Here is a 13,169-nt window from a genome sequence, read left to right on the forward strand (position 1 = left end):
CGACCGGAGGCCGACAACCGGCCGGCGGCCGGGGATCGAAGTGGTCGGACGAGCGCTTAAGTTGGAAGCCGGGACCACCAGGTTTCGATGGCAGTCTCGACCTGGCTTGGCGTCCGGATCGCAGTCGCGCCGTCGGCAGCAGCCGTCGCGCTCGCCTTCGTCGCCGGTGGTGCCGCGCTCGGTGTCGTGAGCGGGCTCGTTCCGGGACTCCACGCCAACAACATGGCGCTGTTGCTCGCCGCGGGAGCGTCCGCGGTCCCCGGCCCACCGCGGTTGATCGGGGCCGCGATGCTGGCCGCCGGGACGATGCACACGTTCCTCGACGTGATCCCGGCGCTGTCACTCGGCGTCCCGGACCCAGCGATGGCGGCGAGCGCACTCCCCGGTCACGAGCTCGTGTTGGCTGGCCGGGGTCGGGAGGCACTCCGGCTGTCGGCACTCGGGAGTGGGTTGGCGGTGGCGCTCGCCGTGCCCCTGGCGATTCCGGTTACCGAGGCCGTGACGGCGCTGTACCCGACGATTCGGGCCAACCTCTCGGCCGTGCTGGCGGCCGTCGCGGTGGGACTTGTGACGACCGAGGGGACCTATCGGGCGAAAGTCGGTGCCGGACTCGCGCTAGCGGCAAGCGGTGTCCTCGGACTCCTGACGCTCGATCTCCCGACGAGTGGGCTGGTGAGTGCAGGCGGAACGCTCGCACCGCTGTTCGCGGGACTGTTCGGCGCGCCCGTCCTGATCGAGGCGCTGGGTGGGGGTGGCGTCCCGCCACAGGACGACGCGACGCTCTCGCTCTCGAAACCCGCCGTGGGTGGCCTCTCGGTCGCGGGCACGCTCTCGGGCGCGGTCGTGGGATTTCTCCCGGGCGTCTCCAGCGCCGTGGCGGCGACGGGCGCACTGCTTGCCGTTCCGTACCGCTTCGGGGCGCGGGGCTTCGTGGTGATCACCAGCGGCGTGAACACGGCCAACACGATCTTCGCGCTCCTGGCCTTGCGCGCGCTCGGCTCGCCCCGGACGGGCGTGCTGGTGGCGCTCGACGCGAGCGGTGCGCCGCTGGCCTTCCCGCTCTTGCTGGCCAGCGTCGCGCTGGCGGCGGCCCTGGGGTTCGTCCTCGTCCCGACGGTGGGGGACCGCTACCTGTCGCTGGTCGGCACGCTGGACTATCGGGTCCTGTCGATCGCCGTGCTGGCGCTGCTGCTCTGCCTCTCTTTCGTGTTCGCCGGCGTGGTCGGAATCGGCATCTTCGCGGTCGCCACGGTCGTCGGACTGGTCCCGCCACGGTTCGGGTCGCGGCGAGCGACTCTGATGGGCGTGTTGCTCGTCCCGCTGGCGGTGGGCTAGCAGTACGTCGCCGCCGGCCCGGTCGCTTGCCGTTCGATCTCGACCTCCTGCACAATGTGTGACGTTTCCTGGTCGGGGCGGTAGATCAACTGGTAGGTCTCGCCCCCGCAGGCGGCGTTGAGGTCGCCGTCGCTACCGTGGCCGTCGATGTGGACGTAATCGGTCGCCGTGATCTCCTCGCCCCCGGTCCACACGTCGGCCCAGGCCACGTCGTTCCCGTCGCTGTCGACGACGAAGAGTTTCGTCCCGTCCACCGTATCCCCGCCGGTGTGGGTGATGTTGAGATACGGTCGGTCGGCGTCGTTCCCCGCTCCGTCGGCCTGGTAGTGGCTTTCGAGGGTGAACTGTGGTGCCGGTGTCCCCATCGAACCCCCGAATCCGAGTGCGAGGTTCCCGACGACTGCCGCCAAGAGGACGACGACGGCCACGACGAGGACGACACCGACGACGTTCGAGACGGCGCGGTCGTCGTGGACGGGCCGGAACCGGCGACGAGAGTCGCTCATTGACCGGCGTAACTCGGCACGACACTTAATCCCACGAACGGTGTCGACGGCCGAAAGCTACAAGTATTCCTTTCGTCTGAAGTACACGAGCATCCCGCCGGCGATGGCACCCATCCCGAGCAGGACGGCCGGGTAGCCGTACCGCCAGGTCAACTCGGGCATGTTGTACGGACTCCCGACGAAGTTCATGCCGTAGACGCCGGCGACGAAGGTCAGCGGGAGGAAGATCGTCGCGATGACCGTCAGCACCTTCATCACCTCGTTGGTCGACTGCGAGAGCGTGTTGAGGTAGATGTCACGGGTGCCGGTGGTCAGGTCGCGGTAGGTCTCCGTGAGGTCGACGACCTGGGCGAGGTGGTCGTACACGTCCCGGTAGTACTTCTCGGTCTCCTCGCGGACCTGCGAGGGGCCGCCGCGGGCGAGGACGCCGACCGCCTCCCGGCACGGCCAGGCGACTTTCCGGAAGGCCAGCAGGTCGCGCCGGAGCGCGTTGATGTCTTCGAGCGTGCCGATATCCGTCGAGACGGTGACTGCCTCCTCGATAGCCTCGATGTCGGTCTCCAGGTCGTCGAGCACGGTGAAGTACTCGTCGACGATCATATCGACCAGCCGGTAGGCGACGAAGTCCGGGCCGCGGTCGAGGATACGTCGGTCGTCCCGGAGGACGGCGTCCCACACGCGGTCGACGGGGTCGTCGGGGGCGACCGACAGGGAGACCACCCAGTCCTCGCCCACGCAGATGCCGACGGCCTCCGCGCGGATCTCCTCCTCGAAGGGCTGGTCGCCCCTGGCCAACTCGACGGTCTTGACCAGCGTGAAGGCGTAATCGTCGTACGACTGGGTCTTGGCCCGGACCTCGTTGCGCACGTCCTCGACGACCAGCGAGTGGATCTCGAAGGTCTCGGCGACGGCGTCGAGCTCTCCCGGGTTCGCGTCGCTGACTCTGACCCAGGTCGTCCCGACCGCGTCCCTGGCAGCGGCGAGGTCGTTGTACTCGGTCGCACCGTCGGGCCCGTAGACGACCGTCGCGATCACGGCCGATCCCTCCTGCGCGGCGTGACGCTGCAGGTCCTCACACCCCGACCCGGTTCGCCGTGCATACGCCACCACTCGCCCGGGCGGCTCAAAAGCGTTCCCGGAAGCGCGGACGGACCGCGCGGCTGTCATCCGTCAGTCGTGCGTCGGACGCGTGACAGACGGTGCGCGATTTCCGGCGGAGAGAACCCACAGAGGGCGCTCGGGCGGGTGTAAGGTTTAACATACTGGGGGAGAAATCTCTACCCAACGAACACATGACGATCAATCCACGTGATTACGACCTCGACGAACTCCGGAAGATGGCCCGGGAGCGAGGTGACAGGCCCCGGTCGGGCGGCGAGGGCGGCGAGGCACCCAGACCGCCGTCCGGCGACGGCGAAGAGAGCGTGCGCCCCGAGACGAACGGGTGGGACAGCCTCGATTCGGAGACGCCGTCGCGCGACCAGTTCCAGAACGGCCTCTACCGGGAACTCCTGCCCCTGGAGGCCGGCGTCGACGACCTGGAGAAGCCGTATCTCGACGGGCTTCCGGAGAGCTACGCCGCGGAGTACGTCATCTTCGAGTGGCTCGAGTTCCTACTGTCGAACTTCGGCTACCAGGGGACCAACGAGGCGCTGCAGTACTACGAGTCGGTCGGCTGGCTCACCGAGGACGTGGAAGCAGCTCTGAACGACTACCTGCTCGGGCTGGAGAGCCCCAGCGAGGAACCACGCGGCGGCACCGTCGACGACCACAAACTCAGTCTCGTCTACATCGCGCGGCTCGTCTCGATGCGGTAGCCGGTCCGTGCTATCCGTCCGACGTGTTTCGATTCCGAGTATAGGGAGAGAATATATACCAGAGCCGTGAGTAGTCGCGGCCGATCATGAGTGATGACGACGATACCGACGGACCAGTGCCGGTCGGGGTCAAACTGGGGAGTACCCGGACGGTGATCGCCCTCCCGGACGGCGAGGGCGGACTGGAGACGATCCGGACGCTGACCTGTCTATCCACCTACGAAGACCAGCTCACTGGCGAGGAACGGGTGCTGTACGGCGACGAGGCCGCCACGGAGTACCCCGACCGCGCGCAGTTCATGCTACGGTCGGGCCTGCCCGAGGACGACGACCGGGCGGAGTTGACCAAGAAGTTCTTCGACGCCCTGATCGAGGAGCACGACGTGCCCGAAGACAGCGTCGTCGTCTACGCCATCCCGACCATCGACAACGAGAAGGGACTGGCGAATCTCGAATCGGTGATCGAGGAGAGCGTCGTCGGCGAAGCGGGCGTCCAGAGCTACCCCGAGTCGCTGTGTGGCTCAATCCCCGCGATCGGTGACGACCTGGAGGCGATCAGCGAGATCTTCACCGCGGTCAACATGGGCTCGACCAATCTGGAGGCCTCGGCCTACCGGCGCGGCGAGCAACTCACCCCCTTCGCGACTGGCGCGGTGACGGGCAACGAGGTCGACCGGATGATCGCGAACAACGTCGAGGAAGAGACCCAGGGTCGGGTCAACATCGACAAGACGACCGCCCGCGAGTACAAGGAAGACCACGCCGACTTCGTCGACTTCGAGCCGTTCACCGACGTGATCCAGCAACCCGGCGGCGGCTCACACGAGTTCACCATCGAACGGAGCGTGATGGACGCCTGCAACGACTACCTGGACGAGGTGGTCGACGAGATCGCCAACAGCTTCCTGCCGGACCTGGCCAACGACTACATGAAAGTGTACCAGCTGGCACTGGACCAGCCCATCGTCCTGACGGGCGGGATGGCCTGCGTTCCGGGCATCGTCGAGGAGTTCGAGGAGCGTCTGAGCGAGGAACTCCAGCGTGAGGTGACGGCCACCGCCCCCGACCGACCCGACCTCTCGGCGACCGTCGGCGCCCAGCGCATCGCCGCCCACCTGATCGAGAGCGACAGTTACTGATCCCCGGATCCGGCCCAGCACCGGTGCCACCGGGTGACTTTCGGGTCGTCGACCCCCGAGTCGGTCACGGTCGCCGTTCGAGTCCCGACGGACGTGTCGTCGGCTCGGCTCTCACCGTTCTCGCGACTGTTCTCGACTCGTCTGAGGTCGTCGGGCAGATCCAGCGCCAACCGTGGCATAGCACAGAGGGAGGCGACGGAGGCACCTAAACCCCAGTCAGACGCACGTCGGCGCTGTGGCACACGGCAGCCTCGCTCGACTGTATTGAACGTTTATTTTATACACGCTCGTGAAAATATAACGTCTGACGCACCTTTGATCGAGCGCATGACTCATTATCAACGAGCGTCATTGTAACCGTGCGAACCCATGTTGGCTTCCCAGGACGAGAACGCGATTTCCGACGAGGAGTTGCTTACAGGAACGGGTAGCGGGGGCGTATTCGCGAGTGGCTATCTCAAAGACAAGCCGCTTATCGAGTACCTGGGAGCCGAAGAGCGCGTTGCATTTCTATTATCGAATAAGAAAAAGGGCGTCAGACGGGAGAGCGACGAGGACGCGACGGTGTTCACGCCGGGCGACGGGTTCCAGGCCATCGCGGCGATCACCGACACGCGCGTCCTCTTCGTCGTCGGTGACAGCAACGGGACGGGCGATACCTCGTTCGCGGTGCCGTACACGGAGATCGAGGACGTGAAGACCCGGAGTGGGGTGCTCACGAAAGGCGTCGACATCTGGACGACCGAGGGCGTCAAGTGGCACTTCGCGGTCCGGAGTACCGTCGACATCGAGCCGGCGGTGGAGTACCTGGAGCGGGCCGCGGTCGTCTGGTCGCGCGTCGAGAGCCAGCTCAGACACGCTCGCAAACACCTCGTGGACGTCGACGACCGGCTCTCCGACGACGATCACGACGCAGCCCGTGCGGCCGCCAGCACGGCCAGGAATCACATCGAGGAGGCCCAGCGGAAGGCCCCGGAGCTGACGACCAACCGGGACGACGCCGTCTGGGAGCGCGTCCACGAGGTCGAACAGCGCCTCGACGCGAGCGTCATGAACATCCACGTCTCGCGGGCGAAGAAACACGCGACGACGGCCAACGACGAGTGGCGACGGGAGCAGTACAACAACGCCTACGACGCGTTCCTGAAGGCACGGAAACAGTACGAGCGGGCGCTGGACATCGCGCGCGACCACGACTTCCCGGAGGAGAGCGACATCCGGGAGCGCGCCGACACGGTGACACAGAGCCTGGACCACCTCTCGAAGTCGCCGCTCCGGCGCGCCGAGACGGCCGCCGAACGCGCCAGGGACGCGGACGGACCGGTCGTCGCGGCCGAACAGTTCGAGGTCGCGCTGGAACGGTACCAGACCGCGCTCGTCCTCGACTGGGGCAGCGACGAACAGCGGTTCGCGGGCAACAGCGACGAGTTGCGCGGGACTATCGAACGCGTCGTCGGCGAACTCGTTCACACGCGTCACCTGGTCGCCGCGTACCACCGGGCCGCGGGTGACCGGCTCCTGACCGCTGGCTCCCCGGACGCGGCGCGGGCGGCCTACGGAAACGCCCGCTCGGAGATCGAGCAGGCGTTGACGGTCGCGAGAGAGCTGAAACCTCGGCTACGGCCGATTCTCGAAGCGTCCGCCGACACGATCGCCGAGCTGATCGCCCTCGCCGAGGAGCCAGCCGGCGAGGACTTCGAGTTCGTGGGCGACATGCCCGACGGCGATCCACGGACCCGCCGGCTCTCGAACGACTGATCCACCCCGTCTTCTGCGTAAAGCCACTCCGTGACCCGTCGGTCCCGACCGCGGACGGGAGTTATTTGACAGGGCCGCCCGAACCCGGGAGCGAATGGCCCTGTTCCGGGAGTTCGACGCCGACGCGCAGCAGACAGCCTACCGGACCGCGGCACGGGACCGACTCGCCGCGGACGGCCCGCTCGCCGCGGCCCGCGACCGCTGGGCGTCGTTCGTCCGGACGAGCCACGGCGACGTGTTCGCCGCCCTCGAGGCTGAGGACCCCGTGGATCGAGCGTTCGTCGAGACCTGCTACGTGGACTTCCTGCTCGACTGCCTGCTCGATGCCGTCGAGGGCGAGACGGACGTGTCGATCAGGAACCGGGAACCGGGCACGAACACGGGCGCCACCGGCGTCGCGCTCGGGGACCTCCACGACCGCGTGCTTCCGCCGGAGCAGGGGCGAGAGCGGGTGACGTCGGCCGTCGACGAGGGGAGTCTGCGTCGGCTATCCGCTGCCCGGCTCCGGGACCTCTACACGGACGTGGTCTCCCGAGACGTGCGACTCGCGCTCGGTGAGTACTACACCCCTCGCGGTGTGGCGGACCTCGCGGTCGAGGCGCTGCCGGCGTCGGTAGCCGACGCGAGCGTCCTCGATCCGGGCTGTGGCTCCGGCGTGTTCCTGACGGCCGCACTGGATCGGCAACGCGCGGCCTGGACCGGTTCGGCCGACGATCTCCTCGACACCGCCGTCGCCTCGGTCGTCGGTATCGACCTGAATCCGGTCGCGGTCAAGTCGGCCACGCTGGCGTACTGCACGGCGCTGTTCGACGAACTCGAAGCGACGGATCGGGATCGGTTCGCGGTCCCGGTCTTCCTGACCGACGCACTCGGGCTCACACGGAGCGACGAGGTCGAGTTCCGCGGCCGCTCGCTCGACCTGGCGTTCGATGCCCTCGTGGGAAACCCACCGTGGATCCCCTGGGAGCGCCTCTCGGAGCGGCTCAAGGACCGCTGGCGGGACCAGTACGTCGAGCCGCTCGGCCTCCAGCCCCACGAGGGGGTGGCCGCCAGATTGGGGCATAGCAACGACGACGTGTCGGTGCCGTTCGCCTGGACCTGCGTCCACCGCTACCTCCGGTCGGGTGGGGCGGCGGCGTTCGTCCTGAAACGCGACCTGATGCGGGGCCCGGCCGGGGCGGTCCTCCGGCGACTGCAGGTCGGCGACCGGTCGCTCGCGCTGGCGGACGTCCAGGACCTCTCTGCGCTCGATCCGTTCCCGGCGGTCGGGGCCAACGCCGCCGTCTACGCGTTCGAGGCCGACGCCGAGCCGTCCTTCCCCGTGCCGGCGACGGTCCGGACGCCCGACGACGACACGGCCGACTTCGGTTCGGGGGCGGCCGTCCGGACGAGTACGGCGTCGACGGCGACCGAACTCGTGCCGCTGGACCCCGACGACGCGACGACGCCGTGGCTCCGGGCCGACGCCGAGCGGGCGGCGCTGGGCAACTGCTCCCACGAGATCAGACACGGACTGAAAGACGACGCCAACGACGTGTTCGGCCTCTCCCGGGACGAGCTGGACGGGCTCGAACACGACCTCGTGTATCCGTATCTCAAGTCGCGACACGTCAGAAAGTGGGGGCTGACGGGCCACGACCTGCGTCTGATCCCCCAGGAGCAGGCCGGCGAGGACAACGAGGCGTGGCTCCGGGAGGAGCACCCCGAGACCTACGACTACCTGGCCGCCAACCGCGAGCAGTTGACCGACCGCTCCTCGTCGTGGCTGGACCGGGGCCCCTTCTACTCGGTGTTCGGACTCGGCACGTACACCTGGGCCGACTACAAGGTCGCGTGGTGTCGGCTGGGATTCAAGCCCCACTTCACCGTCGTCTCGACGCGGGCGGACCCGGACCTCGGCGAGAAACAGGTGATTCCCGGCGATCACTACATGTTCGTCGCGACCGACGACCGGCGGACGGCGCACTTCCTCTGTGCGCTGCTCAACGCCGCACCGTACCAGCGGACCCTGCGGGACCTCTCCTCGAACGGGAAGGCCAGTCTCTCGAAGTCGGTGGTCTCGGAACTCGACCTCCCCGAGCCCGCCGACTGTCCGCACAGCGACCGGCTGGCGGACCTGTCGGTCGCCGCACACGATCGGGTCGCCGCGGGCGACGGATCGCCGGACGACGACCCGGAGCTGTCGGCCATCGAGATCGAGATCGACCGGCTCGTCGAGGAGTGGCTGGCCGGCGACGGTGCTGTCGTCTCACCGGAGGTACCAGGCGAGTGATTGATTAGGGTGGAGTGTCAACACAGCATAGTTACGGGATCACAATGGGGGGCAGCACGAACGCAGAGCACGCGGTGTCGAGGGACGGCGGTGGGCACGGCTACCTCGCGGGGGTGACACTCGAGGACTTCTTCGAGGGCACCGAAGAGCCGGCGCACGTCCTGACGAACGAGAAACGAGGGATCAAACACGAGGACGGCGACGGCGAGCGTGTCGTCAAGCCCGGCTCGGAGTGCAACGCCGTCGCGGCGGTGACCGACGAGCGCGTCCTGTTGCTCGTCGGTGGCAACGAGGACGGTAACGGACAGAATCGGAGTGTGTCGCTGCCGTACACGGAGATTCGCTCCGTCGAGGCAAAGAGCGGCGTGCTCAAGAGCCGGCTGACACTGACCGCGCGGACCAGCGACCGGTACACGTTCTGGCTCGGCGGCCGCGAGGACTACAGCCACGTCGAGGAGTACGTCGAGCAGGCCATCTCCTACTGGGTGACCGTCGACCGCCGGCTGGAAAAAGCCAGGGAACACCTCTCGAGGGTCGAAGACAGGCTCGAAGACGGTGACCCGTCGACGGCCCGGACCGCGATCACCCGGACCGAGGAGTTGCTCGAAGAGGCGGAGCAGGTGGCCGCGGACTTCCGCGACGGCGACCACGCCATGCACCGGCGGATCGCGCAACTGGAGACGCGGCTGTCGCTGGCGCGGATCCGGACCCACTGGACCAGGGCGCGCCAGCTGGCGGGCACCGCCGAGTCCGCCCGTACAGCGGGTGACTACGTCGAGGCCTACGAGACCTACCGGCGCTCGCTGGACGAGTTCGAGCGCGCGATGGAGCGCTCGGAGGGCGTCGAGTACCACGCCTCCGACGACATGGCCGCGGAAGTGGCCGGCGTCGAGAAGGCCATCGACGAAGTGACCGGCGCCCCGCTCAGGGAAGCCACCGAGGCCTGCGAGGCCGCGACCGACGCTACCGACCGCGAGACGGCCGTCGACCGCTGGGAGAGGGCGCTCGACGTCTGTCACGAGGCGCTCACGCTCGTCCTCCGCCGCGAAGACGTGTTCGACGGCGATCCCGACTCGCTGCGCTTCCAGGTCGAGTGGACCGCACAGAAACTGGTCGAGGCCCACCGGACCGTCGCGGAGGCGGCCCGGGACCGCGGCGACGACGCGCGCGAGACCGGCGACACGACGACGGCCCGCGAGGCCTACTATCGCGCCCGTGACCACTACGAGGCCGCCCGACAGGTCGCCGCCGAGTTCCGGTCGTGTGACCCGGCCCGGTTCGAGCGTGCCCTGGCGGATCTCCCCGAAGCCGGCGACGCCGAGGCGGTCGACGCCGCCGTCTGACCTCGTTCTCATCCCCTGAGAACCCCCGTCTCGTTCTTGACCACCCGTCCGTAACTCCCGAGTACCCATGAGCGAAGACACCGACGGACGCTGTACCGGATTCGAGGTCGGGAACGGCGACTACATCGTCTGTAATCCCGACAACGCTCACGAGTGGATCCGGTCGGACACCGCCGTCGCGCTGGACGGACGCGAGCGGGAACGGGACAGTTCGACGCGGCCGCGCTGACGCAGGCGGCCCGACCGCGTTCCGGATCAGCCAGCTACATACGTCCAGCCGACGACGACCGATCATGAGTACGTACCACGTGCGACGGGCCTTCGAGACCGTCGCGACCGTGAGTGCCGGCACGACGGGGACGGCAAAGAGCGACGCCGACGAATCGATCCGCGAGGCAGTCCGCGAGGCCGGCGGCGAGACGTTCGAGTCGGTCGACGCCGAGGCCACCGACGTGTTCGAGTTCCCGGCCGGCCCGTTCGATCCCTACCGGGTCACGGTGCAGGGGACGGTGACGGTAACCGTCGAGAGCGACGAGGAGGCCAGTGCGGCCGAGACTGGCGACCAGCTGATCGAGGACCTCCTGACGGCCGCACGGCTTGACGGCTGGGAGTATCTGGACGACACGACGGTCACTGGCGCGGACTGAAGGCGCGAGCGGGGGTCGACCCCGCGGCTCAGAGATAGTCGTCGTCGGGGCCGCCGGCGGCCGGGTCCTCGGCGGTGTCCCACATGTCGTCGGCGTACTCGTCGGCCACGTCCGGCGCACCCCGGTCGTCGCTGGACACGTCCCGCGTGTACGCGTCCAGCCCCGCCGAGAGCAACTCCTCGACGGCCTCCTCTTCAGTGACGAACTCTTCGTCGACTAGCCGTTCGAACTGCGCGTGGACGTCCTGTGGAAGCGAAACTTCGACGGTCGGCACGCTCGTCACTATCCGATCGTTCGGTTTCAATCTTTGGGCTTCGATGACAGGTTCGGGTCGACACGCCTTTGCTCGCGAGACGGTTACTCCCTTCCATGGGTCGGCTGGGACTGCGAGCGCTCATGGCCGGCGTCGGCCTCTCCTTGCTCGTCGGCTACGGACTGGCCGCCTGGCTCGTCTATTCGCTACTGGTCTGGTTCTGGGAGAGTCGACCGCCGCTGTGGACGACGGTCGTCATCGTCGGCGTGACGACGCTCGTCGTCGGTTATCTCAGCTATCAGTACGGCACCAGCCAGTTGCTCGCGAGCGTCGACGCCGCCGATCTCCCGCGGGAGCGCGCGCCGGAACTGTACCGCCGTGCCGACCGCCTGGCCGCCGAGATGCGGATCGAGACGCCGCGACTCCTCGTCGCCGACATGGCGGTGCCCAACGCGCTGGCGCTTGGCAGTCCCGCCGACGGCGCGGTGGTCCTCGACCGGTCGCTGTTCCGCCTGCTCTCGCCGTCCGAACTGGAGGGTATCCTCGCCCACGAGTGCGCCCACCTGGAGAGTCGGGACAGCCTGGTCCAGACGCTGGCCTACAGCGGCCTGCGGACTGTCGTCGGGATCGTGACGGTCCTGCTGTCGCCCGCCCTGCTCTTTCTGACCGGGTTGGCCCGGGGCGTAGCCTGGATCCGCGGGCGCCCGACCCGGTGGGCCGAGGGGACCGTCGGCCAGTTCCGCCTGCTGATCGGGAACGGCGTCGTCGTCCTCCTGTTCGTGCTGACGCTCGTGATCCGTGCCCACTCGCGCCGCCGGGAACTGGCGGCCGACGACCGCGCGGCCTCGGTGACCGGCGATCCGCTGGCGCTGGCTCGCGCGCTGGCCAAGATCGACCGCGTGCGCGACCCGAACTGGAGCCTGCTCTCCCCGCTGTACACCCGCGGCGACGAGGACGGCACGCTCGGGCGGGTTCTCTCGACGCACCCGGCCGTGGACGAACGGATCGAGCGCCTCCGCGGGCGTGCCCGGGGGACAGAGCCGCGGCGGATTCGGTAGTTTCAGCTCCCGAGCCGAACGACACCGCTAAGCCACCGTGGTCGAACCCCGAGACGAGATGTGCTTTCCCACCCAGCAGACCTGTGTCGAGGACGGCTGTGAACGCGTCGCGATGACCCGGAGCCGCGTCTGCTTCGGCCACGCCGAGATCGACGAGATCGTCGGGTGAGGACGAACCTTCATGTCGCTCGCTCGTCTTCTGTCGGTCGATGACCGACGAAACGGGGGACTCGTGGCTGGCCGACAACTGGCGGCGGGTGGCGCTGGGCGTCGTCCTCGCGGTCGTGGTCCTGCTGGCGGTCGTGATCGGCGCGGTGTGGCTCTACAGCGGCCACCTCTACCGCACCAGTTATCAGAGCGAGTACACCTACGAGGTGACGCTCGCGACCAACGGGACGCTGACGAACGCGACGATCTATCTACCGGTCCCCGAAGCGTCCGACGACGCCGACCTCGGCGCGGCCGCCGTCGAGAGGGGCACCAACCGATCCGGGCCGCTGGCCTACGAGGTGGTCGAGACAGAACGGGGCCCGATGCTCGCGGTCTCGGCGGACGAGTGGACCGTCACGCCGGAGTACTACCAGTTTATCGAGCGGAACGGTCGCGGCGAACGCGTCGTGATCTCCGAGTCCGAGTACGACCCCGACGACCCCTCGATGGTCGTCGACGACAGTCGGAGCGTCCGGTTCGAGGTGACCGTGCCCGTCGACCGGAGTATCGACACCGGGACGCCGTGGGCCGGCGAGCCCCTGCTCCGACCCCGGGTCGACCGCCGACCGAGCGACTGTGACTTCCCCGGCCCCGACTGGCGCGAGTGTTACGCCTACGACGCCGCGGTGTCCGCGAGCTACGACACGGCCGGCGACACCGAGGTCTACGCGTCGGCGACGCTGTACGGCACGAACGCCTGGTGGGTGTTCGGCTGGAGCTACGACGAGTACCGCGACGACGTGACGGTGACGCTGGACGGCCCACAGAACGGCTGGACGGCGGTCACCGGCACCCTCGAAACCGACACGGACCAGCGCGAGCCGCCCTGAT

At 68.2% G+C, this 13,169-nt stretch carries 15 protein-coding genes; 11 read left to right on the forward strand and 4 right to left on the reverse strand.

Annotated features, from left to right (window positions below; all coding sequences use genetic code 11):
- Positions 1 to 87 precede the first annotated feature (87 nt).
- Complete coding sequence (locus EAF64_RS02435) at positions 88 to 1,335, forward strand: tripartite tricarboxylate transporter permease (protein ID WP_129067376.1); 1,248 nt, start codon at positions 88 to 90, stop codon at positions 1,333 to 1,335.
- Here the strand turns inward: EAF64_RS02435 and EAF64_RS02440 are convergent.
- Together EAF64_RS02440 and corA are read right to left on the reverse strand one after the other, a co-directional pair.
- Positions 1,332 to 1,841: a type IV pilin gene (locus EAF64_RS02440; protein ID WP_129067377.1), complete on the reverse strand. Its 510-nt coding sequence runs from the start codon at positions 1,839 to 1,841 to the stop codon at positions 1,332 to 1,334. The two genes, EAF64_RS02435 and EAF64_RS02440, sit on opposite strands and share 4 nt — an antisense overlap.
- Before the next feature lie 57 nt (positions 1,842 to 1,898).
- Positions 1,899 to 2,876, reverse strand: coding sequence for a magnesium/cobalt transporter CorA (corA, locus tag EAF64_RS02445; RefSeq protein WP_129067904.1), 978 nt, complete (start codon positions 2,874 to 2,876; stop codon positions 1,899 to 1,901).
- A gap of 257 nt (positions 2,877 to 3,133) precedes the next feature.
- Here corA and EAF64_RS02450 point away from each other — a divergent pair, with 257 nt between their 5' ends.
- Both EAF64_RS02450 and EAF64_RS02455 read left to right on the forward strand, forming a co-directional pair.
- Positions 3,134 to 3,658, forward strand: a complete 525-nt coding sequence (locus EAF64_RS02450) for a FlaD/FlaE family flagellar protein (protein ID WP_129067378.1) — start codon at positions 3,134 to 3,136, stop codon at positions 3,656 to 3,658.
- An 86-nt stretch (positions 3,659 to 3,744) separates the two neighbouring features.
- Positions 3,745 to 4,797, forward strand: coding sequence for a hypothetical protein (locus EAF64_RS02455; protein ID WP_129067379.1), 1,053 nt, complete (start codon positions 3,745 to 3,747; stop codon positions 4,795 to 4,797).
- Here the strand turns inward: EAF64_RS02455 and EAF64_RS02460 are convergent.
- Positions 4,791 to 4,976, reverse strand: a complete 186-nt coding sequence (locus tag EAF64_RS02460; protein WP_129067380.1) for a hypothetical protein — start codon at positions 4,974 to 4,976, stop codon at positions 4,791 to 4,793. The genes EAF64_RS02455 and EAF64_RS02460 overlap by 7 nt on opposite strands.
- A 190-nt stretch (positions 4,977 to 5,166) precedes the next feature.
- Between EAF64_RS02460 and EAF64_RS02465 the strand changes: the two genes are divergently transcribed.
- The 5 genes from EAF64_RS02465 (at position 5,167) to EAF64_RS02480 (ending at position 10,817) form a co-directional block, all read left to right on the forward strand.
- Positions 5,167 to 6,555, forward strand: coding sequence for a PH domain-containing protein (locus tag EAF64_RS02465; RefSeq protein WP_129067381.1), 1,389 nt, complete (start codon positions 5,167 to 5,169; stop codon positions 6,553 to 6,555).
- Positions 6,556 to 6,649: 94 nt separating this feature from the next.
- The gene (locus tag EAF64_RS02470; protein WP_129067382.1) at positions 6,650 to 8,827 is read left to right on the forward strand and encodes an N-6 DNA methylase; all 2,178 of its coding nucleotides are present in this window, start codon (positions 6,650 to 6,652) and stop codon (positions 8,825 to 8,827) included.
- Between the two features lie 44 nt (positions 8,828 to 8,871).
- Complete coding sequence (locus EAF64_RS02475; protein WP_129067383.1) at positions 8,872 to 10,170, forward strand: PH domain-containing protein; 1,299 nt, start codon at positions 8,872 to 8,874, stop codon at positions 10,168 to 10,170.
- 67 nt (positions 10,171 to 10,237) lie between these two features.
- Entirely contained in the window at positions 10,238 to 10,399 is a 162-nt protein-coding gene (locus tag EAF64_RS20730) for a hypothetical protein (RefSeq protein ID WP_193767543.1), read from the forward strand.
- A 64-nt stretch (positions 10,400 to 10,463) separates the two neighbouring features.
- Positions 10,464 to 10,817, forward strand: a complete 354-nt coding sequence (locus EAF64_RS02480; protein WP_129067384.1) for a hypothetical protein — start codon at positions 10,464 to 10,466, stop codon at positions 10,815 to 10,817.
- 28 nt (positions 10,818 to 10,845) lie between these two features.
- Here EAF64_RS02480 and EAF64_RS02485 read toward each other — a convergent pair whose 3' ends face one another.
- Positions 10,846 to 11,091 carry a DUF7120 family protein gene (locus tag EAF64_RS02485; protein ID WP_129067385.1) on the reverse strand — a complete coding sequence of 82 codons (246 nt, stop codon included), beginning with the start codon at positions 11,089 to 11,091 and terminating at the stop codon, positions 10,846 to 10,848.
- 95 nt (positions 11,092 to 11,186) lie between these two features.
- Between EAF64_RS02485 and EAF64_RS02490 the strand changes: the two genes are divergently transcribed.
- From EAF64_RS02490 to EAF64_RS02495, 3 genes are read left to right on the forward strand one after another with little or no spacing between them, the layout of a single operon-like run.
- Positions 11,187 to 12,128, forward strand: coding sequence for a M48 family metallopeptidase (locus tag EAF64_RS02490; RefSeq protein WP_227738862.1), 942 nt, complete (start codon positions 11,187 to 11,189; stop codon positions 12,126 to 12,128).
- 37 nt (positions 12,129 to 12,165) lie between these two features.
- A complete protein-coding gene (locus EAF64_RS21550) occupies positions 12,166 to 12,297 on the forward strand; it encodes a hypothetical protein (protein ID WP_267899417.1) in 132 nt (43 codons plus the stop codon).
- A gap of 40 nt (positions 12,298 to 12,337) precedes the next feature.
- Complete coding sequence (locus tag EAF64_RS02495; protein ID WP_129067386.1) at positions 12,338 to 13,168, forward strand: hypothetical protein; 831 nt, start codon at positions 12,338 to 12,340, stop codon at positions 13,166 to 13,168.
- Position 13,169 lies beyond the last annotated feature (1 nt).

This window comes from Halorientalis pallida, from assembly GCF_004118325.1.
In the GTDB taxonomy this organism is placed as follows: domain Archaea; phylum Halobacteriota; class Halobacteria; order Halobacteriales; family Haloarculaceae; genus Halorientalis; species Halorientalis pallida.

What these genes read in the sequence shown, in the direction of transcription:
- EAF64_RS02435 (WP_129067376.1), top strand. Translation starts at nt 88, where the DNA reads ATGGCAGTCTCGACCTGGCTTGGCGTCCGGATCGCAGTCGCGCCGTCG.
- EAF64_RS02440 (WP_129067377.1), bottom strand. Translation starts at nt 1,841, where the DNA reads ATGAGCGACTCTCGTCGCCGGTTCCGGCCCGTCCACGACGACCGCGCC.
- EAF64_RS20730 (WP_193767543.1), top strand. Translation starts at nt 10,238, where the DNA reads ATGAGCGAAGACACCGACGGACGCTGTACCGGATTCGAGGTCGGGAAC.
- EAF64_RS02455 (WP_129067379.1), top strand. Translation starts at nt 3,745, where the DNA reads ATGAGTGATGACGACGATACCGACGGACCAGTGCCGGTCGGGGTCAAA.
- EAF64_RS02470 (WP_129067382.1), top strand. Translation starts at nt 6,650, where the DNA reads ATGGCCCTGTTCCGGGAGTTCGACGCCGACGCGCAGCAGACAGCCTAC.
- EAF64_RS02475 (WP_129067383.1), top strand. Translation starts at nt 8,872, where the DNA reads ATGGGGGGCAGCACGAACGCAGAGCACGCGGTGTCGAGGGACGGCGGT.
- EAF64_RS02450 (WP_129067378.1), top strand. Translation starts at nt 3,134, where the DNA reads ATGACGATCAATCCACGTGATTACGACCTCGACGAACTCCGGAAGATG.
- EAF64_RS02495 (WP_129067386.1), top strand. Translation starts at nt 12,338, where the DNA reads ATGACCGACGAAACGGGGGACTCGTGGCTGGCCGACAACTGGCGGCGG.
- EAF64_RS02465 (WP_129067381.1), top strand. Translation starts at nt 5,167, where the DNA reads ATGTTGGCTTCCCAGGACGAGAACGCGATTTCCGACGAGGAGTTGCTT.
- EAF64_RS02480 (WP_129067384.1), top strand. Translation starts at nt 10,464, where the DNA reads ATGAGTACGTACCACGTGCGACGGGCCTTCGAGACCGTCGCGACCGTG.
- EAF64_RS02490 (WP_227738862.1), top strand. Translation starts at nt 11,187, where the DNA reads ATGGGTCGGCTGGGACTGCGAGCGCTCATGGCCGGCGTCGGCCTCTCC.
- EAF64_RS02460 (WP_129067380.1), bottom strand. Translation starts at nt 4,976, where the DNA reads ATGCCACGGTTGGCGCTGGATCTGCCCGACGACCTCAGACGAGTCGAG.